This is a genomic window from Pseudomonas sp. FG13 (assembly GCF_057809755.1).
In genome coordinates, this window is record NZ_JBMDKO010000001.1 from 230,654 (window position 1) to 251,096 (window position 20,443).

Below are 20,443 nucleotides of genomic sequence, written 5' to 3' on the forward strand. Positions count from 1 at the left end.
GTTGCTGACTCGCACAGAGCGGGCCGATGACATCGCTCGATTGAAGGCCGAGTTGCAATTACCCGCCTTGAAATATGTCGACGTCTCGCTTCAGAAAGAGTTGCGACGTGCCTTACAGCGCTGGCCGCTGCTCGCCGAGTTCGAGCAGGTGCAACGGGCGCCCGGGGCACGGGTTTCGCTGGCGCGCCAGAACGAGTCGGAGGTGGCAACGTGACGTCTTTGGCTTTGCACGGCTTGCGCGGTGGCGCTGGCAGCAGTTCGTTGCTGGCAGCCCTCGGTTACGCCCTGCACACCCTGGAGCAGCGCGTGCTGCTGGTGGATATGTGCCCGGAGAATCTGCTGCGCCTGCACTTCAACCTGGCCGTCACGCAGACGAGCGGCTGGGCGCGAGCCCTGCTCGATGGCCAGGATTGGAAAGGTCAGTTCTGGAACCTCGCGCCGAATTTCAGTCTGCTGCCCTATGGTCGACTCTTCAGGGCCGAGCAGATGCATCTGGAGCAGGAGTTGAGCCATCAGCCCGGACTCTGGGACAGGCGCATGAGTGCCTTGGCCGAGCACTTCGATTGGATACTGTTCGATTTTCCCCATCGCACGCCCTGGCATGACAGCGCCGTGTCCTGCCAATTGCAGATTCAGGTGATCGAGGCCGATGCCGCCTGTCACGTCTTGCTGCAACAGCAGGAGGAGATGGCCGACTACCTGTTGCTCAATCGGTTCGATCCAGCCAGTCAGATTCAACGCGACTTGATGCTGATCTGGCGTCAACACTATGATGCGCGGCTGCTGCCGGTGACCGTGCACAGCGATGAAGCGATGCGCGAAGCATTGGCCTGCAAGCAGCCGGTGGGCCGCTATGCGCCGGGCAGCCTGGTGGCGCAGGACGCGCTCAGCCTGGCGATATGGTGCCAGACCCGACAAGGGGAGGGTGCATGATCGCCCGCTGCTTCCCTTATCAGTATTTGCGCAATAAGCACGGATGCGGCCCGCTGGTTGCGCTGCTGCTGGCGTTGGCGAGCGTCCTGGCCTGGTTGGTGTTGCGCTTGGAGTCGGCCGCCTGGCGTCAGTTGCTGGACCAGCGGCAACGCTGGTATCCACAGTTGGCCGCCAAGTCGCCGAGTCTTGGCGATCCCTTGCGTTACGTCCTGCAAAGCATCTGGTTGCTGTTGATACGACCGGTCGCGCCAGAGCAGCGGTCGAACTCGTTTAGCGGGTGGACGCGGGTCGTCGCCCTGAATCGGACGGTGTGGCTGCAGCTGAGCAATGCGCTCCAACAGCAGACCCGACGTATCCGCGACCACTCGCGAGTCACCCAGGGCGTCCACTGGTGGAAAGGCCTGGAGCGGCACCGCCAATGGCTGCTTGGCGGTTTCCTGGTCGCCCAGTTGGTTCTGCTGACGGTGTTGTGCATCACTGAACCGTTTGGTTATGTGGAGCAACTGGTCTTCGGACTCTTGCTCTGGGGCCTGGCCATGCTGGTGCGCGGCATGCCCGGGCGTTTCGCGACCTTGTTGATGGTGGTGTTGTCCACCATTGTCTCCTGCCGTTACTTGTGGTGGCGCTACACCTCGACACTGAATTGGGATCAGCCCCTGGATCTGGCCTGTGGCCTGGCGCTGTTGGCGGCGGAGACTTACTCCTGGATCGTGCTGATCTTTGGTTACATCCAGACCTGCTGGCCACTGAACCGTGAGCCGGCGCAGTTGCCGGACGATACTCGGCACTGGCCGACCGTCGATTTATTGATTCCGACCTATAACGAGGACCTTTCGGTGGTGCGCGGCACCGTCTACGCCGCCCTGGGCATTGACTGGCCGGAAGAAAAACTGCGGATCCATATCCTGGACGACGGCAAGCGCGAAGCCTTTCGCCAGTTCGCCGCCGAAGTCGGGGTCGGCTACATCATTCGTCCGGACAATCGCCATGCCAAGGCCGGCAACCTCAACCACGCGTTGGGTCGCCTGGACGGCGAACTGGTCGCCCTGTTCGATTGCGACCATATGCCGGTTCGCTCGTTCCTGCAGTTGACGGTGGGCTGGTTCCTGCGCGATCCGAAATTGGCGCTGGTCCAGACGCCCCATCACTTCCTCTCCGCGGATCCTTTCGAACGCAACCTCTCGGTGTTCCGCAACAGGCCAAACGAGGGCGAACTGTTCTATGGCCTGATCCAGGATGGCAACGATATGTGGAATGCCGCTTTCTTCTGCGGCTCCTGTGCGGTGCTGCGGCGTTCGGCGCTGGATGAGATCGGCGGATTTGCGGTGCAGACCGTGACCGAGGATGCCCATACAGCCTTGCGCCTGCATCGCGCCGGGTGGAACTCGGCGTATGTACGCATTCCCCAGGCGGCCGGCCTGGCCACGGAAAGCCTGTCCGCCCATATCGGCCAGCGCATCCGTTGGGCCCGAGGCATGGCGCAGATTTTCCGTACCGACAACCCGTTGCTGGGCAAGGGCCTGACGGTGTTCCAACGGATCTGCTACGCCAACGCGATGATGCACTTCCTCGCTGGTTTGCCGCGGTTGATATTCTTGATCGCGCCCTTGGCTTTCCTGCTGCTGCACGCCTACATCATCTATGCCCCGGCGTTGATGATCCTGTTGTACGTGTTACCGCCGATGATCCATGCCAGCCTGACCAACTCGCGCATGCAGGGTCGCTATCGGCAGACGTTCTGGGGCGAGGTCTATGAGACCGTCCTGGCCTGGTACATCGCCCGACCCACCACGGTGGCACTGTTCAGCCCGAACAAAGGCACCTTCAACGTCACCTCCAAGGGTGGCCTGATGGCGTACGACCGGTTCGACTGGAAAATCGCCCGGCCTTATCTGGTCCTGGCGGGCCTGAACATCGCCGGGCTGGGTTTCGCCTGTTGGCGGTTGGTCACGGGGCCGGACAATGAGGTCGGCACGGTGCTGGTGAGCTCGCTGTGGGTGATCTACAACCTGTTGATCCTCGGTGCGGCGGTCGCGGTCGCGGCCGAAGTTCGCCAGGTACGGCAGACGCATCGGGTGCAGACCCGGTTACCGGTGGCGGTGCGCCTGGACAGCGGCCATTCGTACCCGGGCACGCTGCTTGATTATTCCGATGGCGGTGTCGGCGTACAGATCGATGTGCCGTTGTCGCTGCCGGTTGGCGGGCGTATTTCGTTGCTGATGCAGCGTGACTCGCGAGAGTTCCTGTTTCCCGGTCTGGTCAGCCGCAGCCACGAGCAATTCGTTGGCATCGATTTTGGCCAATTGTCCACCCGGCAAAAAATCGACTTTGTGCAGTGCACGTTCGCCCGTGCCGATGCCTGGTTGAATTGGGGTGAAAACTATGTCCCGGACAGGCCCCTGCACAGCCTGATCGATATTTTCAAACTCGGTGCCAAGGGCTACTTCCAACTCTACCAATACCTGCCTGTGTGGGTCCGCCGCGTGGCCGGACCGCCACTGCGCCTGCTGGGCTGGTTGTTGAGTTACCTGCCGCGGATGCCGTCCTCGTTTTTTTCATCTTCTTCTCGGTCAGTGAACCCAACATGAGTCGCTATTTCAGTAAATCCCTGGTTGCCGGCCTGGCGCTCCTGACCCTTGGCGGCGCACAGGCCCAAGGCCTCGCAACGCCGCCGCTCGATTCGGTCCCGAGCTGGAGCAATACCTACAATTTCGGTCAGTTGGGTCACGCCGCCGACAACCTGTTGCTGGGGATTCATGACAGCGAGCAGATCGAATTTTCGTTGCGTCGCGACCGCATCGCCAGCGATGCCCGCTTGCGGCTGGAGTTCACACCGTCGCCCGCGTTGCTGCCGGTGTTGTCACATCTGCGGGTGTATCTCAATGATGTGCTCGTCAGTGTGCTACCCATCGAGAAAGAACAACTGGGGCGCAAGACATTCCGCGACGTGGTGCTGGATCCGCTGTTGATCACAGACTTCAACCGGGTACGCCTGGAGTTCGTCGGCCACTACACCGACGTTTGTGAAGATCCGGCCAATAATGCGCTATGGGTCAATATCGGCCGTCGCAGCGAGATCGAACTGCACGAGCAGGCATTGTCGCTGAAGAACGACCTGGCTTATTTCCCTTTGCCGTTCTTCGATGCACGGGGCCAGGACAAGCCGAGTCTGAACATGGTTTTCGCAGCCTCGCCCACATTGGGCGAGCAACGCGCGGCGGGCGTCCTGGCGTCTTATTTCGGCAGCAAGGCCGGTTGGCGGGGCATGCGTTTTCCGGTGTTATTCGACCGTCTGCCCGAGGCCGGGACCGGCGCCACGCCTGCGATTGTATTCGCCACCAATGACCGTCGCCCGCCGTTCCTGGCCGACCTGGAGCAGTTTCCAAAGGTCGCGGCACCGGTGCTGCAAATGATCGACAACCCGCAGGCGCCTCACAGCAAGGTGCTGCTGGTGCTCGGTCGTGATGACGAGGATCTGCTTGTCGCTGCCCGCGCACTGGCGCTGGGCGGGGATCTGTTGCGCGGTTCGCGGGTGACGGTGGACAAGCTGCAGCAACTCAAGCCCCGGCAACCCTACGACGCGCCTAACTGGATTCGCACTGATCGTGCGGTCCGATTCGCCGAGTTGATCAGCTACCCCGGGCAGTTGCAGGCAAGCGGCTTGCGCCCGGCGCCGATCAGCGTCGATCTCAACCTGCCGCCGGATCTGTTTGTCTGGCGCAGCCAAGGGGTCCCGTTGCAGATCAACTATCGCTATACGCCCAGCGTGGTCACCGATGAGTCGCGGCTGAACATCAATCTCAATGATCAGTTCATCAGCAGCTTGCCCTTGCCGAGCAGTGATAGCTCGAAGCTGCAAAGGCTGCGCCTGGCGGTGCTGTCCACTGACCCTGCCAATCCCGACGAGAAGGTGTGGGTGCCCGCGCTGAAAGTCGGCGAACGCAACACCCTGCGCTTCGACTTCAACTTTGCCAGCACCCTTGGCAGCGCTCAACGTGATCATTGCCAGACGATTTTGCCGGCAAGCAATCAGGCGGTGATTGACGAAGCCTCGACGATCGATTTGTCCGGCTATCACCATTTCATCGCCATGCCGGATCTGAAGGCGTTTGCCCGCAGCGGGTTCCCATTCACGCGCATGGCCGATCTGTCGCAAACGCTGGTCATGGTGCCGGCCCAAGGAAGTGCGGTGCAGATCAGCACATTGCTGGAAACCGTGGCCGCGATCAGCGCACGCTCGGGTGCGCCGGCGTTGGGTCTGCAACTGTCCACCGACTGGGGCATGGCGGCCCGGACGGATGCCGACCTGTTGGTGTTGGGAGGGCTGGGAGCTGATATCGGCAGCAACCCGGATATGAATCTGGTACTGGATAACCTCCATGATTGGTTGCTGGAACCGTCCAGCCAGTCGCTAAACGGTTCGTCGGCGCGTGTCGGTCAGCTCAACGACGTCAGGCGCCAGCCGGCCCATCGGGTCGAGGTCTCGGCCCAGGCGCCGATTGCCGCCTTCGTCGGGCTCAAGTCTCCGTTCCATGAGCAACGCAGCATTGTCGCGCTGCAGGCCAACACTGACGCCGATTACCAACTGCTGCGCGACACGCTCGCTGACGGCGGGAAGATGGACGTCGTGGCGGGTTCCGTAGCGCTGCTGCGTAGCAGCGGCGTAGAGAGCAGCCAGGTTGGCGAGCAGTACTTCGTCGGACATCTGCCCTGGTGGTTGCTGCTCTGGTTCCAACTCTCCGAGCACCCGGTGTTGCTGGCGCTGACGGTGGTACTGATCGTGCTGCTCATTGCATTCGTATTGTGGCGCTCGCTCGGCTGGGTTTCCCGGCGGCGGCTGATGGGTCAGGAGTGATGCCCGTGAGAGGTTTTCTGGTGCTGCTGTTGAGCCTGTGTGTCGTTGGCCCGGCGAGTGCGGCGCAGTGCGGCTGGCCGGCCTGGGAAACCTACAAGCAGGTGTTGGTGAGCCCTGACGGCCGGGTCGTCGACCTCTCCACCGAACAACGGATCACCACGTCGGAAGGGCAGAGCTATGGCCTGTTCTTCGCGCTGTTGGCCAATGACCGGGCGAGCTTCGCCCGGTTGTTGAGCTGGACCCAGGACAATCTGGCCGGCGGCGACCTGTCTCGCCGGTTGCCGGCCTGGCAATGGGGCCGCGACCAGGAAGGCCATTGGAAGGTCCTCGACGCCAACAATGCCAGTGACTCCGATTTGTGGATCGCCTACAGCCTGTTGGAGGCGGGGCGACTTTGGCGCCAACCCGCCTATGAAAAGCTCGGGCTCAATATGCTCTGGCTGAGTGCGGCGCAGAGCATGCGCAATGTGCCAGGGCTGGGCCTGATGCTGCTCCCGGGAGGGCAGGGTTTTGACAGCGCCGACAGTTGGCGGCTGAATCCCAGCTATCTTCCCCCGCAACTGCTGGCGCGGTTTGCCCAGGTGGCGCCGATCTGGGGCGAACTCGCCGCCAACTCGCAGCGCATGCTGATGGAGGGCTCGCCCTTGGGCCTGGCCCCCGACTGGTTACTGTGGCGAACCGGGCAGGGCTGGGCGGCCGATAGCGTGACGGGCACCAAGGGCAGCTACGACGCGATCAGAGTCTATCTATGGCTCGGAATGCTGGCCGAGGATGCGTCCGGACGGCGTGAGTTGCTCGAGCATTTCCAACCCATGTTGGCGCAGGTCACGCGTCAGGGGGCGGTGCCGGAAATGCTCGACACCCGCACCGGTGCCGACACCGGCAAGGGCCCCGTGGGCTTTTCCGCGGCTCTGCTACCCCTGTTGGCCAGTGCGCCCGCCAGCGCTGAGGCATTGAAGGGCCAACGTGAACGGCTGCGCCAGGAACCACCCGCCCCCGATGCTTATTACAACCGCTCCTTGCTGTTATTCGGCCAAGGCTGGGATGAGCGGCGATATCGATTTGACAAGAACGGACGTCTGCTACCGAATTGGGCGGGCGCATGCAAAAAATAGTGGGATGGGCGTTGCTGCTGGGATGTCTGTGTGAGCCCGCGCTAAGCCAGGCCGCCACGCCAATTGATCAGCAACAACGGTTTCTGGAGCAGATGCGCACCGGCGAAGCGCTTTATCGCGAAGACCTGGTCCGTGACGCGTTGGCGCGCCTGAACCTGATTGCCCCCGACCAGCCACGAGTGCTGGTCGCCGGGATCCGCCAGGCGCTGCTGCAACAGGATCAGCCGCTGGCCGCGCGCTTGCTGGAGACCTTGCAGCGCCAGGCGCCGGATTCCCAGGAGCTGCTCCAGGCCCGTAGCCTGTTCACGCTGCAAAGCGTGAAGGGGCAAAAGGACTTGCATCAGGCGCGGGAACTGGCGGCGACGGGAAAAGCACAGGAGGCGGTCGGGGTGTACCGACAATTATTCGGTGATGCCCCGCCGGATCTTGCCAGCGCCGTGGAGTACTGGCAGGCACGCAGCGGCATGCCCGGGCAGCGGACAACGGCCATCGAACAACTGCGGGCACTGGATGGTCAGTATCCGGGCAATACAGGCCTGCGATTGGTGCTCGCGAACCTGTTGTTCGCGCAGAAAAAAGACGCCGAGGGCTTGGCGATTCTGCATCGGTTGGCGAGTGATCCACTGGCGAGCAGGGATGCCGCCCAGCAGGAACTCAACTACCTGAACCGTCTGCCCATCAGCCCGAACAGCGTGCGCGGCTGGCAGGACTTTATCGCTCACTATCCCGATTCGCCTCTCAAGGGAAAAGCCTTCGAGCAGGTGCAGCTTCAACAACAACGCTTGGCCGATCCAGCCTGGCAGGCCGCGGCCAAACGTCGGCAGCAAGGCCCGAAAGCCATCGATCATTATTCAATACTGTTGCGCCAGGGTGATCAGGCCCTGCGGCGCAAAGAGCTGGTCAAGGCCGAGAAGGCGTACCAGCAGGCCCGCAAAATGCGGCCGAGCGATGCCAGGGCGTCATGGGCACTGGTCCGTCTGTACCAGGCCCATTCACCACAGCAGCTTGAGACCTTTCTCGATAGGCTCTCGCCTGCGCAGTCGCGCGAATTCCAGGCGTTGCGCCAGAGCCTCGCGCTCGCGCGTTTGAAGGCCCAGGCCGATGTTGCCACGCGACGGTCCGATTGGGCGCAGGTCAACAGTCTGCTGCTCAAGGCCCGAATGCTCGATGGGGACGACCCCTGGTTGGCCTTTCATTTGGCCAAGGCCCAGCAGGCGCTGAGACAGACCGGCGCGGCCGAGGACACCTTCCGCCAACTGATGCAGCGTCAATCACACAATCCCGAGGCGCGTTATGCCCAGGCGCTGTATTTGAATGCCACCGGCCGGGACAGCGAGGCGCTGGACGCACTGACGCAGATCTCACGATCGACCTGGAGTCAGCCCATGCAGGATTTGGCCAGTCAATTGCAGCGCCGCCTGCTGCTGGCGCGAGCCAAAGCCCTGCGCGACGCCGGTCATGAAGTCCAGGCGGTGACCCTGTTGTTGCAGCAGCCCAACAGCGAGGACTTGGCGACAGTCGCCGGTTGGGCATTGCAGCGCGGTGACCGGGTCCAGGCTCAAACCTATTACCGCCAAGCGTTGCTGCGTGATGCACAGAATGCCGAGGCGCAGTTGGGCTTGATCGAAACCCTGATCGCCGACGGTCAAATGCAACCGGCGCAGCAGCGGTTGGAGCAAATGGCTTCAGCTCCGGCCGCGAGCCCTGACCACCTGCGACGCCAGGCCAATGCCTGGACCGCCGTTGGCCATCCGGAAAAGGCCGATGCCCTGTTCGCGCAATTGCTGAACACCCCGCAAAGCGATCCGCTGATCTACCGCGACGGCGCCCGGCTGATGGCCAGGCAACAACCTCAAGTGGCATTCGATCAATACGCCCGTGGCATGGCGGCTGCCGGCCTGCTGAGCCCAGCCCAGGCCAGCCCCCGGGACGATCGCGCCCTGACCCTGGCCAGCCGCGAGAAAGACAGCGACGACTGGCTGTCACGCAGTTTGCGTCAGGAAGTCGAGGGCGTGTACCAGCAACAGAATCCGACGGTCCATCTCTACCATGACATCGCCTGGCGTTCCGACAACACCACGCCGGGTGTCTCCGACTTGCTGGCCCAGACCTCGATCCTGCGCATCGACGCGCCGGTGGCCCAAGGCCGAGGCTTTGTCCAGGCCGAAAACATCGATCTGGATGCTGGAGCCTTCGACACCGATGCCGACGGCCTGCATCGCGAAAGATTTGGTACTTGCGCGATCCGCTTGCGTAATCGTGCAACCGGTGTGCTGTCTCCCGGCGGCTGCCCGGGCGAGACGCAACGTGCGCGTGGCAGCACACTGGCAATCGGTTGGCGGGATGAGCGTTGGGCCGTGGATATCGGCCATTCCGCCGAAGGCTTCCCCGTCGCGAACTGGTTGGGCGGGGTCAGCTTTGCCAGTGACTGGAACAGCCTGAACTGGAAACTCACGGCCTCGCGCCGACCGGTGAGCGATTCGCTGTTGTCCCACGCCGGAGCCGTCGATCCCGTCAGCGGCGTTCGCTGGGGCGGCGTCACCGCCAATGGCCTGCGCCTTGACCTGAGCCATGCGACCAGCACGGTGGACGGTGTCTGGGCCAGTCTTGGCGCGCATTTGTTGCGGGGCGAGAACGTCGCCAATAACAGCCGTCGTTCGGCGATGGGCGGCTACTACTACAACCTGATTGAACGGGCCGACGAGCGTCTGCAGACCGGCCTGACACTGATGTATTGGGGCTATGACAAGGACCTGAGCGAGTTCACCCTTGGGCAGGGTGGCTACTACAGCCCCCAGCAATATTACTCGCTGGGTGTTCCGCTCGATTATGCCTGGCGCAACGCCGACTGGTCGGTGCGGCTGGAAGGTTCGCTTGGCTGGGCTTATGCGACCACCCAGGCCAGTGAGCTCTATCCCCTGGAGGGGGCCGGAGCGAACTGGCTGAGCAGCGTGCAGCAAGCAGGTTTTACCGCCGAGAATGTGAACCAGGTCAAGGCCGCAGGCTCCACCAGCGGTGCCAACGTGCGCCTGCAAGGCCTGGTCGAGCGCCGTCTTTCGGATCACCTCGTATTGGGCGGCGGACTGGCCTGGCAACACAGCGAAGACTATGCGCCGAGTCGCGCCCTGCTGTACCTGCGATACACCTTTGACCCTTGGCAAGGCAACCTGCCTTTGCCGGTCGAGCCACTTTCGCCCTATGCGCAAATGCGCTGATCAGGTCAAACACCGCCATCGGGAGATGGCGGCAGAGGAAATCGATAGATGGCGCGAGAAACCCCCTGGGTCGTATCCCATACCCGCATGTATTGGGATTACTCCAGCAATACCTGGATGACGACCATCGCCACGCCCGATGTGGCTGCCTCCGGCAAGCACCGCATCCTGGCCTGTGTCGACGTTCTGCTGGATGAACTGATGAAGCGCACGGCGCGTACAGCACGCTGTTCATCGCCGAACGGGGAGGGCACGCTGATCTACCATCCCGGAAAACCAGGTAGCCGCGCCGCTGTTTCGGTTGCTCCAGGCGACGCGGCTGCTCGGTGTGGGCAAGGAGCGAGGGCGCAATCAGGCGGTGCTGGCGGATATTCAATGAGAGCACTCGGATTTGTTGTGAAAAGGATCTGCAAGCCCCTTTCAATCCGCCCGCGGGCTTGCGCTTTGGATAAATGGATAATATGTTAACTAAAATAACAACGCAGATGCCGGCCTCCTTGAGGTGCAACCATGATTCCTTCCTTTTCCCGCGATAATTCAGCGACGTTCGAATACTGGAGCGCTTCTCTTCAATCCGCCTGTGGAAATCTCTCAACGACGCCCTCGCAGCGTCATGGTTTGTTCATCGGGGAGATCCATCGGCGGGACTTTGGCGGGTTGGGCATCGCCCATGTCAGGACCAACGCCGGGTACATTGCCCGTCGGTGCCCCAACGCCGATCACGGCGACGATCAGTATTGCTTTCTGATTTTTCAGCGAAGCGGTCGGCAACGCATCCAGCAGATGGGACAAACGATTGAGTTGACCACGGGGGATCTGGCACTGGTTGATTCGGCCAGTGCATTTGAAATCGAGCCGGGTGGATTGATCGAAAATGTGTCGACTCATTTGCTGCGCGACATCGTCGAACAACAGCTGAAGGGGCAGCCGCTGTTTGGAAAGCTGTCTCGCAATTGCGTTTCCACACGGCTTATGCGCACCTTGATTCACTCCGTCAGTGATCCGCAACTCTGCAACGGTGTCAGACATCCACAGGAAGATGGAAACGCCATACAGTCAGCGTTGCTGGCGCTGCTGAGGCCCGCATTGAGTGATCAGGCTCAACTACCGGTCATGGAAGAAAAGCTTGAACCGAGTGAGTTGTATGGCCTGGCGATCAAACTGATCGATGAGCAATTGCAGGACAACTCGCTCACCCCTGCCAACCTGGCGAGTCAACTACGCCTCTCCGTCAGACAGCTGTACAGGCTGTTCGAAGAACAGGGTGAGACGATAAGTCGTTACATTCAGTGTCGACGGTTGGAACGGGTTGCACACGATCTTTGTGCCTATGAGCTCACCCAGGAATCCATCACGCAAATCGCTTTCAAGTGGGGATTTTTCGACGCTGCTCATTTCAGCCGCGCCTTCAAGCGTCGTTTTCAGCTATCCCCACGAGATTATCGAATGAATGTCTCATTGCTCCGTCAATAGACGCCAGCAGATCAGGTTGGCAAGGAATGCAAAGCAGCCCTGTCACGCTCAGTCAAGCGTTCCTGGCTCATCTCAATTCTAATGAACGTCAGTCAGTTCGAGTTCTGAGCGCTGGCAACGGTTTCCTGAGCGCGCTTGATAGCGCGTGTAGTGAAGCACTAGAACAACAATAAGTATGAGATTGGAGCATCCTGATCATGAGAACGTTGCCCTTGCCACTGCTCTTGGGGCTGCCCTTGCTGGTGTCCAGTTTGTCGGGATTTGCTGATACACAGTCTTCGGCGGCGCGTGTCGATGGTGTGCGTATCGTTCAGGCAAACAATGAGCCCGGCAACTGGATGGCGCATGGACGCACCTATGACGAGCAGCGCTTCAGCCCGCTGAACACAATCAATGACGGTAACGTGAAGCAATTGGGCATGGCCTGGACGCAGAAGCTGGATATCGATCTGGGCACCGAGGCCACCCCCATCGTCGTTGATGGGGTGATGTACACCACGGGGGCGTTCAGCATTGTCTATGCGATCGACGCCGCAACCGGCGAACGTTTGTGGAAGTACGACCCGAAAGTTCCTCCTGAAAATCTCAGCCAGGGGTGTTGCGGGCCGGTCAACCGAGGTGTTGCTGTCTGGAATGGAAAAGTCTATGTCGGCAGCTTTGACGGTCGCCTGATTGCATTGGATGCGGCAACCGGTCAGCCGGTCTGGAGTGTCGACACCATCATCGACCGCAGCAAGAGTTATTCAATTACTGGCGCGCCACGCATTGTCAAAGGCAAGGTGCTTATAGGCAACGGGGGCGCTGAGTTTGGCGTACGTGGCTATGTGACCGCCTACGATGCCGAGACCGGCAAGCAGGACTGGCGTTTCTTTACGGTGCCGGGCGACCCGAAGCTGCCTCCCGAGAATCCTGCCATGGCGCTGGCGCTCAAGAGCTGGAAAGGCGACGGCTGGGTCAAGTGGGGCGGTGGCGGTACCGTTTGGGACTCCATGGCTTATGACCCGGAGCTGGACTTGCTGTACATCGGCACCGGCAACGGCTCACCCTGGAACTACAAGTTTCGCACCGAGGGTGAGGGTGACAATCTCTTTGTCTCCTCCATCGTCGCGCTACGCCCAGACAGCGGCGAGTATGTCTGGCATTACCAGGTCACGCCCAAGGATCAATGGGACTTCACCGCCACCCAGCATATGATTCTGGCCGACCTGAAAATCGACGGGAAGCTGCGCAAGGTCCTGATGCAAGCGCCGAAGAACGGTTTCTTTTATGTACTGGACCGCACCAGTGGCAAGCTTTTATCCGCCAAGAATTTCGTTCCGGTCAATTGGGCCAGTGGCATCGATCTGCAGACCGGTCGGCCGATTTACACCGGCAAGGCCGACTATTCGAGCGGACCCAAGGTCGTGCAGCCGAGTTTTTTGGGCGGACATAACTGGCACCCGATGTCGTTCAACCCGAAAACCGGGTACGTCTATATCCCGGCGCAACTGACCCTGGCTGAACTCAAAGCCGCTGATAAACCGCAGTTCTTCCCAAACAAGTCGGTGGTCAATTTTGGCTTGGATGTTCCCGACCTGCCTGAAGATCCGAAGCAGCTCAAGTCGATCCGCGATGCATGGTCCGGTGAGTTGATCGCTTGGGATCCGGTCAAGCAAAAAGCGGTATGGAAACAGGCGTATATCAGCGCGGGGAATGGAGGCACGCTGAGCACGGCCGGAAATCTGGTATTCCAGGGTACCGCTGATGGGCGGGTGGTGGCCTACAGCGCCGACAAAGGCGAGAAACTTTGGGAGCATCGGGCCAACTCCGGGGTGATGGCCGGGCCGGTTACTTATACCGTCAAAGGCGAGCAATACGTGGCGTTCTCGGTAGGCTGGGGCGGCATCATTCCACGATTGACCGGCCCTTTGACCAACAAAGGCAAGGTACTCGCCGAGTCAAGGGTCATTGCTTTCAAACTTGGGGCGACGGGTGAGTTGCCACAGGCCAGGACCCCGCCTGTGCTGCCGCAGACCGAGTTGGAGCTCAAGGCCAGCCCCGAACAACTGGTCCAGGCACGTTCCATGTTCAACGGATTGTGTGCGGGCTGTCACGGACTGAATGCAATCGGCGGCGGAGAGGTGCCGGACTTGCGCTACTTGACCATGGATAAGCATGCGGCTTTCCCGGCGTTTCTCAGCGGTGCTCGAATGAGCGGTGGGATGCCGAGTTTCGCCGACATCCTCAAGGCCGATGATATGGAACTGATCCGTCAGTACCTGATCAAGCGCACCCATGATTTGCAGGCCGAGCTTAAAGACTCCGCCAAGCCCTGAATCAACATTTCCCGACGTTCCATCGGAGGCTCGCACGCGAGCCGCCCCGGACAACTGCTGCCGACAATAAAAATAATGAGGTCTGAGCCATGGTCAAACATTCGACTCCAATCACCGGTGCTTCAGCATCAGGCTTACGCAATGTGGTTTCCGTATGCATTCTTGCAGCGCTTTCGTCAGCGGCGCTGGCCGAAGTAAAGCCAGATCCCGGCGACTATACCGCCTTGCCCAAGGGCACCGATGTGCTGGCGATATACCAACTGAATCCTCGTGGCGACGAGTACTATTCTGGCGGTCACAAAGTGGTCGATGACCTCGACTTGAAATTAAATGTGGGGGTGTTGAGGCTGGTCCACTTCACAGACTTCTTCGGTACTGGTTACACCTGGGACCCGCAAGTCGTGATCCCTTTCGGCTATCAGGAAGTAGGGCTCAGCGACAGCAAAACCTCCGGGCTGGGGGATATCACCTTCGGCGGTACGTTATGGACCATCGGCGATCTTGAGCGCAACGAACACTTGGGCTGGTCAGTGTTCGTCACCGCGCCGACCGGCAGTGACAAGAACGAAGGCTTTGGCTTGAGCAACAATCGTTGGGCGGTGGATTTCCAGGTGGGCTACATCAAGGGGCTGACGGACAAGATCAGTTGGGATGTGATTGCCGAAAGCGAGTTCTACAGCGATCAGCGCGCCACCCATTCGAAAAAAGATCCGTTGCTCCAGTTGCACAACCATTTGCGATACAACTTCACAAGCGAGACTTACGCCGCGATTACCTATCGGCATAACTGGGGCGCGAAAGAGACCCTTGACGGCGTCACTCTGGCCACCAGTCATGACAACGGCACGGCGGGCTTCACGGTGGCGACCATGGTCAACAAGCAGTTGCAACTGATGGGGCAGGTGATGCGCGATGTATCGGTGCGTGAAGGGGTAAAAATCGATAACTCGCTGCAGTTTCGACTGGCCTACTTTTACTGAGTTGTCAGCGCAGACCCTGGCCGGGTGACGATTGAGCAATTGACATGAACCATCCGCCAGCGTAGCGAGGCATAGACTGTTCAAGAGCGACACCCACTAAAATCACAAGAGGAACGAATCATGTGGACTAAACCGACCTATACCGATTTGCGCATCGGCTTCGAAGTGACCATGTACTTCGCCAACCGCTGACACACAGGACGCGTGGATCGTCCCACGGGCTTCGACGGAAACTGCATCACCGCGACTTGCACCCGGCTGAGTGCGGTGATTAGCGAGACAGGGTGGCCCCCTTGCAGCGTTGGCGTGATCCTGTGCACGCGCGGGTGGTTTTCGTCGAAAACACAGAAAAACCTTTCAGAAATTGAGTATCGCGCCGATATTTATGAAAGGTTATCCCAGGTTTTCTTGAAGTCAGTTTTCCATGGCGTATCAAGAGCTCCCAAGGAATAACCTTTACCCTGCGAGGAGCCACCGACAAGCCCCTCCCCATAAGCGACTGTTTAGTGAGTACAGATGATGCTCTCTATGGAAACGGACGCGTTAAACGCACGGATGGCGCAATCCCAACTGTTCGCAGCAACCTTTGATCTGGTGTCCTGTGCCCTGGTTTTACTAGACGATCAGGGTCGGATAGTGAAGGTCAATGGCGCATTTTCCGAGCTGTTTGGCTACATTCTGGCGGACCTGTCAGGGGCACCGTTTGACGAGCTGCTTCATCAGGCCGATCACCTGGTCTCGCAGGACGTGCAGGGGCAAGACTTGCCATGGGGGCTCGTTGGCCACGCCACTGAACTGTCCTATCGACACAAGAATGGCAGTCTGTTGCATGGCCGCAGCAAGCTGGCGGACGTGGGCGCATTTCTACTGGTCGAGATCACCCCGATCGAAGCCCCTCAGAGCCTGGATGAATTTCTCGAGCAGGACCACTGGCTGCACCGGATCACCGAAACCGCTCCGGGCATCATCGGCACCTTTCGCCTGGGCCGCGACGGCACGCTCTCCATGCCTTGGATCTCGCCTGGCTACGAAAATTACTACGGTGTGACGGTTCAGGAGCTCAAGCGCGACGTCAGTATTCTGTTCGAACGTATTCACCCGGACGATGTTGCCCGGGTTCAAGAAACAATCGCCGAGTCGGCACGTTCCCTAAGCCCCTGGCAATGCGAATATCGGGTCCGTCATCCACAAAAGGGCGAGATCTGGCTCGAGGGCCGTTCCAGGCCAACGCTGGAAGCGGACGGTTCGATCATCTGGTTCGGTTTCCTGCATGACATCAGCGAACGTAAAGGCGTCGAACAGGCACTGCAAGAGAGTGAAGAGCGGTTGCGCCTGGCTTTTGAATCAGCAGCTATCGGCATGGCGCTGCTGGCCCTCGATGGTCACTGGCTACGCGTCAATCCGTTTCTTTGCCAGATGCTCGGGTGCACTGAAGACCAGTTATTGCAAACGAGCAGCCAGTCCCTGACTCACCCGGACGATCTGTCCGCAGAACAGGTTTATTGTCAGCGCCTGCTCATGGGGGAAATACCCCATATGCGTCTGGAGAAACGCTACCGGCACCGAGGCGGCCATTATCTTCGAGTGCGATTGACGACCAGCGTGATACGCGCCCAGGACGGCACCCCCTTGTATTTCATCCTCCAGATCGAAGACCTCAGCCGCCTTTTCGAAGCAGAGGGACGTGTCTCGCTGCTGGACTTTGCCCTCAGCCATGTGCATGAAGCCGCGTTTCTGGTCGATTGTCAGGCCCGCTTCCGCTACGTCAACGACGAAGCCTGTCGAAGCCTGGGGTACAGCCGGGAAGAGCTGCTGGGCATGAGCGTCGGCGACATAGACATTGCCTGGAGCAACGAGCAGGTAATGGATCGTTACTTTTGCACTTCAGGGGCTTCAGAGTCTCCCCCCTACTTTATCGAGAGTCGCAACCGAACCAAGGCCGGCGACGTCTTTCCAGTCGAGATCAGCATTTCTTTTATTGAACTCGACGGCCAGCACTACAACCTTGCGCTGGCCCGAGACATTACCGAGCGCAAGCGGCTGCAAGCGGCGCAGAGGGACACCGAAAGGCGCTACCAGGAAATTTTCGATAACTCATCGGATTGCCTCTATCTGTTGGAGGTGACCGACAATCGGCGCTTTCGGTATCTCGAGATCAACAATGCGTTCGAACGTGCGTCGGGGTTCTATCGTGAACAGCTGCTTGGCGGATACGTCGGTGAGTCGAGCGTGGCGCAAACCGCGCGCAAAATACTCGCACCACTCGAGCGTTGCCTGGCGAGCGGGGAAACTATCGAGTGTGAAGATGAACTTGAGTTGCCCGCGGGGAACATCGCGACGCTTTCAACGTTCATTCCCGTTCGTGATGAACAGGGCCATATCTATCGTATCGTCGGAATCAGCCGCGATGTCAGCGAGCGCAAACGGATGGAAATCCGGCTGCTGACTAGCGAGCAGCAATTTCGCGCGTTGGCGGAAAACTCGCTGAATCTGATTATCCGCTACGACCTGAATTGTCGGCGAATCTACGTCAACCCGGCGTTCGAGCGCGAGACCGGCCTCTCTGCCGCTCAGGCGCTGGAACAGTCGCTCGAAGACAGTTGGAATGCGGACACACAGGTTGGCTCCTACCTGGAGAAGTTGCGGCAGGTGATGGCCACGGGGAATCCGTTGGAAACCGTCCTGGAATGGGCCTGTCCGGACACCGGAAAGATTGTTTCACACGCCGTTCAGTTAATCGCCGAGCGCGCCTTGGATGGCTCGGTGGTCAGCGTTCTGGCCAAGGGACACAACATCACTGCTTTGAAACGTCACAAACGCCTGGAAGAAGTCAGGCTGCGCATCTTCGAGCGGCTGGCACGGTGTGCCCCGCTGCCGGAAATATTAGCGTTGGTGAGCCATTATGTTGAGCTGGACCAACCGGACTTGTTGGCCTGCATCATGCTGGCGGATGACGATGGTCGCTACCTGCGTCTCGCCTCGGCGCCTCGGGTGTTACCGGAGCATTCGCAGATGATGGCGTGCGTCGAAATTGCAGAAGGCAGCGGAACTTGCGGTACTGCCGCCTGGCGTGGTGCCCGGGTCATTGCCGAGGATCTGGCGACGCATCCCTATTGCGGTGATTTCCGCGAACTGGCCAGCAAGATCGGTGTGCGAGCCTGCTGGTCGGAGCCGATCAAGGACTCCGTTGGCAAAGTTCTGGGCACTTTCTGCATCTTTTTACGCCAACCGGGACTGCCGTCGCAGGACAACCTCAAGCTGGCTTATCAGGCCAGCCACCTGGCAGCCATCGCTATCGAGCGCAGGCGCGCCGAGACATTATTGTTGGAAAGCGAACAACGTTACCGGGACATTTTCGACAATTCCCTGGACCCCCTGTTCCTACTGGAGGTGATGGATGGACGCTTTCGCTACCTTGAGGTCAACCCTGCCTTTGAGCACTGTGTCGGCAGGGAGCGTGCCGAACTGATCGGTGAGATCGTCGAGCAGGTGCTGCCGCTTTCTGTTGCGGCGACTGCCATCGCCAACTATCGGCGCTGTGTGGAGAACGGTGTTCCACTCGATGAGGAAGAGGAGTTCGATCTACCTGGCGGGCACTTGGTCTGTCACACCACGCTGATTCCTCTGCGTGACACTTACGGGCGTGTGCAGAGAATCGTCGGTATCGCCCGGGACATCACACAGCGCAAACACGCGGAGCGCGTCCTGCATGCCCGTGAGCAGGAATTCCGCGCTCTGGTGGAAAACACCCCCGATATCATTGGCCGTTACGATCTGCAGTGCCGCTTCTTGTATGCCAACCCGGCAGCGCAAAATATGCTCGGCTGTACGCTGGACTTCTTGTTGGGCAAAAAAATCTGCGAAGTGACAAATGATTTGAGTGTGGCGCGATTTTTTCAACACCGGCTCGAACACATCATTCGTACCCGCAAAGCGACCGAAGAAGAACTGTCCCTGGAGGTTCCGTCCAAACAGGGCGCAAAAATTGCCTACTACCAGATTCGCCTGGTGCCAGAGCGTGACCAGCATGGGGTACTTGTCAGTATTCTTGCCGTTGGGCGTAACGTCAGCGCCATGCGTGCAGCGCAGCAGCGACTAAAGGAATCCCACGCGCAACTTCGCCAACTGGCCAGCCACCGTGAAACCGCGCGAGAAGAGGAGCGCAAGCGCATTGCCCGGGAGATTCACGACGAACTTGGGCAGCAATTGACTGCGTTGCGCATGGGCATTTCGCTTTTGCGCCTGCAATTTGGCACAGACCAACCGTTGCTGGTGGAGCGTGTGCAGGCACTGATGGGGCGGATCGATGAAACCATTCAGGTGGTTCGCAACGTGGCAACCAGCCTGCGTCCCTCGGCACTCGATATGGGATTGACTTCGGCGCTTGAGTGGTTGATTTCCGAATTTTCCCACAACACCGGCGTCCCCTGTCATCTTAGGGCGCCAGCGGCTCGATTGGAGCTCGACGACGAGCGCGCCACCGCGATTTTCCGGGTCATTCAAGAATCCCTCACCAATGTCGCTCGTCATGCCCAGGCGAGTCGGGTGGATATCCACCTCAACTGTTGCTCCGAACACGTGCTGATCGAAGTGCGGGACAACGGCAGGGGCTTTGATCCGAAGCGACTCTCCAAGCGCACCCTTGGAATGCTTGGGATGCGCGAACGCGGGCATATGCTCGGCGGAACGGTGACCGTGCACAGCGCCCCCGGCCAGGGGACGAGTGTGCAGGTGAACATCCCCTTTCAAATAGACCCAGAGGCCTCATGATCCAATTGATGATCGCAGACGACCACGCCATCATGCGCGAGGGTCTGAAGCAACTGTTCGTGCTAGCCAGGGACCTGCAAGTCGTGGCTGAGGCGGAAAACGGCGTCCAGCTTATTGAGCGGCTACGCCTCGGAGGCATCGACCTATTGCTCCTGGACATGAACATGCCGGGAATCAGTGGCGACGATCTGGTTGCGCGCATACGTGCCCACTATCCGAAACTACCGATTTTGGTGTTGAGCATGCACAATGAGGTGCAGATTGCACAGCGTGCCCTCAAGGCGGGAGCTACCGGTTACCTGACCAAGGACCGGGATCCCGAGACGTTGTTGGCAGCCATTCGCAGAGTCGCCGCCGGCGGGCGCTTCATCGACGCCGCACTGGCCGAACAGATGGCCTTGGCGGCGACGGGCCTGGGGCCATGTGCCCAGCACGATGCGCTCACCGATCGCGAACTGCAGGTCATGCGTCTGCTCGCCCGCGGCATGAGCGTCTCGCGGATTGCGACGGAATTGGTCATCAGCCACAAGACTGTCAGCACCCATAAGGCGCGCTTGATGGAAAAAATGGGATTCATAAGTACGGCCGATATCGTCCGCTATGCGATGACGCAACAACTGATCTGATCCCGTCGGGTTCCTGTTGGCATTGCAGCAGAAGGGCGCGATCGGCAAAAAAGCATGAGCAGCTTATAGCGTGACAGTGGCACGCCCTTGAGGGGGGCGGGCAGGCAAATGCCTTCTTGGTGTTGCGCTGAAACAACCCTGGCGCTCGATATATTCCCACT

The 20,443-nt window shown here is 59.8% G+C and carries 13 protein-coding genes; all 13 read left to right on the forward strand.

The window, feature by feature from the left end:
* The first annotated feature begins 1 nt into the window (after nt 1).
* The gene (gene bcsR, locus ACODTO_RS01065; protein ID WP_258632548.1) at nt 2-214 is read left to right on the forward strand and encodes a cellulose biosynthesis protein BcsR; all 213 of its coding nucleotides are present in this window, start codon (nt 2-4) and stop codon (nt 212-214) included.
* Nucleotides 211-933: a cellulose biosynthesis protein BcsQ gene (gene bcsQ / locus ACODTO_RS01070; protein WP_258632550.1), complete on the forward strand. Its 723-nt coding sequence runs from the start codon at nt 211-213 to the stop codon at nt 931-933. The genes bcsR and bcsQ overlap by 4 nt, the downstream gene beginning before the upstream one ends.
* Nucleotides 930-3,521 carry a UDP-forming cellulose synthase catalytic subunit gene (bcsA, locus tag ACODTO_RS01075; protein WP_258632552.1) on the forward strand — a complete coding sequence of 864 codons (2,592 nt, stop codon included), beginning with the start codon at nt 930-932 and terminating at the stop codon, nt 3,519-3,521. The genes bcsQ and bcsA overlap by 4 nt, the downstream gene beginning before the upstream one ends.
* On the forward strand, nt 3,518-5,788 hold the full coding sequence (gene bcsB / locus ACODTO_RS01080) for a cellulose biosynthesis cyclic di-GMP-binding regulatory protein BcsB (protein ID WP_258632554.1): 2,271 nt from the start codon (nt 3,518-3,520) through the stop codon (nt 5,786-5,788). Before bcsA ends, bcsB begins: the two co-directional genes overlap by 4 nt.
* Nucleotides 5,788-6,903: a cellulose synthase complex periplasmic endoglucanase BcsZ gene (gene bcsZ / locus ACODTO_RS01085; RefSeq protein WP_258632556.1), complete on the forward strand. Its 1,116-nt coding sequence runs from the start codon at nt 5,788-5,790 to the stop codon at nt 6,901-6,903. The genes bcsB and bcsZ overlap by 1 nt, the downstream gene beginning before the upstream one ends.
* Complete coding sequence (locus tag ACODTO_RS01090; RefSeq protein WP_489105836.1) at nt 6,891-10,118, forward strand: cellulose synthase subunit BcsC-related outer membrane protein; 3,228 nt, start codon at nt 6,891-6,893, stop codon at nt 10,116-10,118. The genes bcsZ and ACODTO_RS01090 overlap by 13 nt, the downstream gene beginning before the upstream one ends.
* Nucleotides 10,119-10,166: 48 nt before the next feature.
* Entirely contained in the window at nt 10,167-10,586 is a 420-nt protein-coding gene (locus tag ACODTO_RS01095) for a hypothetical protein (protein WP_258632558.1), read from the forward strand.
* Nucleotides 10,587-10,628: 42 nt separating this feature from the next.
* The gene (feaR, locus tag ACODTO_RS01100; protein WP_258632560.1) at nt 10,629-11,591 is read left to right on the forward strand and encodes a transcriptional regulator FeaR; all 963 of its coding nucleotides are present in this window, start codon (nt 10,629-10,631) and stop codon (nt 11,589-11,591) included.
* A 197-nt stretch (nt 11,592-11,788) separates the two neighbouring features.
* Complete coding sequence (locus ACODTO_RS01105) at nt 11,789-13,906, forward strand: PQQ-dependent dehydrogenase, methanol/ethanol family (protein WP_258632561.1); 2,118 nt, start codon at nt 11,789-11,791, stop codon at nt 13,904-13,906.
* 89 nt (nt 13,907-13,995) lie between these two features.
* Nucleotides 13,996-14,886: a transporter gene (locus tag ACODTO_RS01110; RefSeq protein ID WP_258632562.1), complete on the forward strand. Its 891-nt coding sequence runs from the start codon at nt 13,996-13,998 to the stop codon at nt 14,884-14,886.
* Between the two features lie 120 nt (nt 14,887-15,006).
* Nucleotides 15,007-15,078: a pyrroloquinoline quinone precursor peptide PqqA gene (gene pqqA / locus ACODTO_RS01115; RefSeq protein WP_124086857.1), complete on the forward strand. Its 72-nt coding sequence runs from the start codon at nt 15,007-15,009 to the stop codon at nt 15,076-15,078.
* A 336-nt stretch (nt 15,079-15,414) separates the two neighbouring features.
* Complete coding sequence (locus ACODTO_RS01120; RefSeq protein WP_258632564.1) at nt 15,415-19,656, forward strand: PAS domain S-box protein; 4,242 nt, start codon at nt 15,415-15,417, stop codon at nt 19,654-19,656.
* Nucleotides 19,653-20,282 (forward strand): response regulator transcription factor, encoded by a 630-nt coding sequence (locus ACODTO_RS01125; RefSeq protein ID WP_258632565.1) that lies wholly within the window; start codon nt 19,653-19,655, stop codon nt 20,280-20,282. The genes ACODTO_RS01120 and ACODTO_RS01125 overlap by 4 nt, the downstream gene beginning before the upstream one ends.
* Nucleotides 20,283-20,443: the final 161 nt, after the last annotated feature.

Bases quoted from the DNA above. Each gene is read 5' to 3' on its own strand.
- ACODTO_RS01105 (WP_258632561.1), top strand. From the start codon at position 11,789: ATGAGAACGTTGCCCTTGCCACTGCTCTTGGGGCTGCCCTTGCTGGTG.
- bcsZ (WP_258632556.1), top strand. From the start codon at position 5,788: ATGCCCGTGAGAGGTTTTCTGGTGCTGCTGTTGAGCCTGTGTGTCGTT.
- feaR (WP_258632560.1), top strand. From the start codon at position 10,629: ATGATTCCTTCCTTTTCCCGCGATAATTCAGCGACGTTCGAATACTGG.
- bcsA (WP_258632552.1), top strand. From the start codon at position 930: ATGATCGCCCGCTGCTTCCCTTATCAGTATTTGCGCAATAAGCACGGA.
- ACODTO_RS01120 (WP_258632564.1), top strand. From the start codon at position 15,415: ATGGAAACGGACGCGTTAAACGCACGGATGGCGCAATCCCAACTGTTC.
- ACODTO_RS01095 (WP_258632558.1), top strand. From the start codon at position 10,167: ATGGCGCGAGAAACCCCCTGGGTCGTATCCCATACCCGCATGTATTGG.
- ACODTO_RS01090 (WP_489105836.1), top strand. From the start codon at position 6,891: ATGCAAAAAATAGTGGGATGGGCGTTGCTGCTGGGATGTCTGTGTGAG.
- ACODTO_RS01110 (WP_258632562.1), top strand. From the start codon at position 13,996: ATGGTCAAACATTCGACTCCAATCACCGGTGCTTCAGCATCAGGCTTA.
- bcsB (WP_258632554.1), top strand. From the start codon at position 3,518: ATGAGTCGCTATTTCAGTAAATCCCTGGTTGCCGGCCTGGCGCTCCTG.
- ACODTO_RS01125 (WP_258632565.1), top strand. From the start codon at position 19,653: ATGATCCAATTGATGATCGCAGACGACCACGCCATCATGCGCGAGGGT.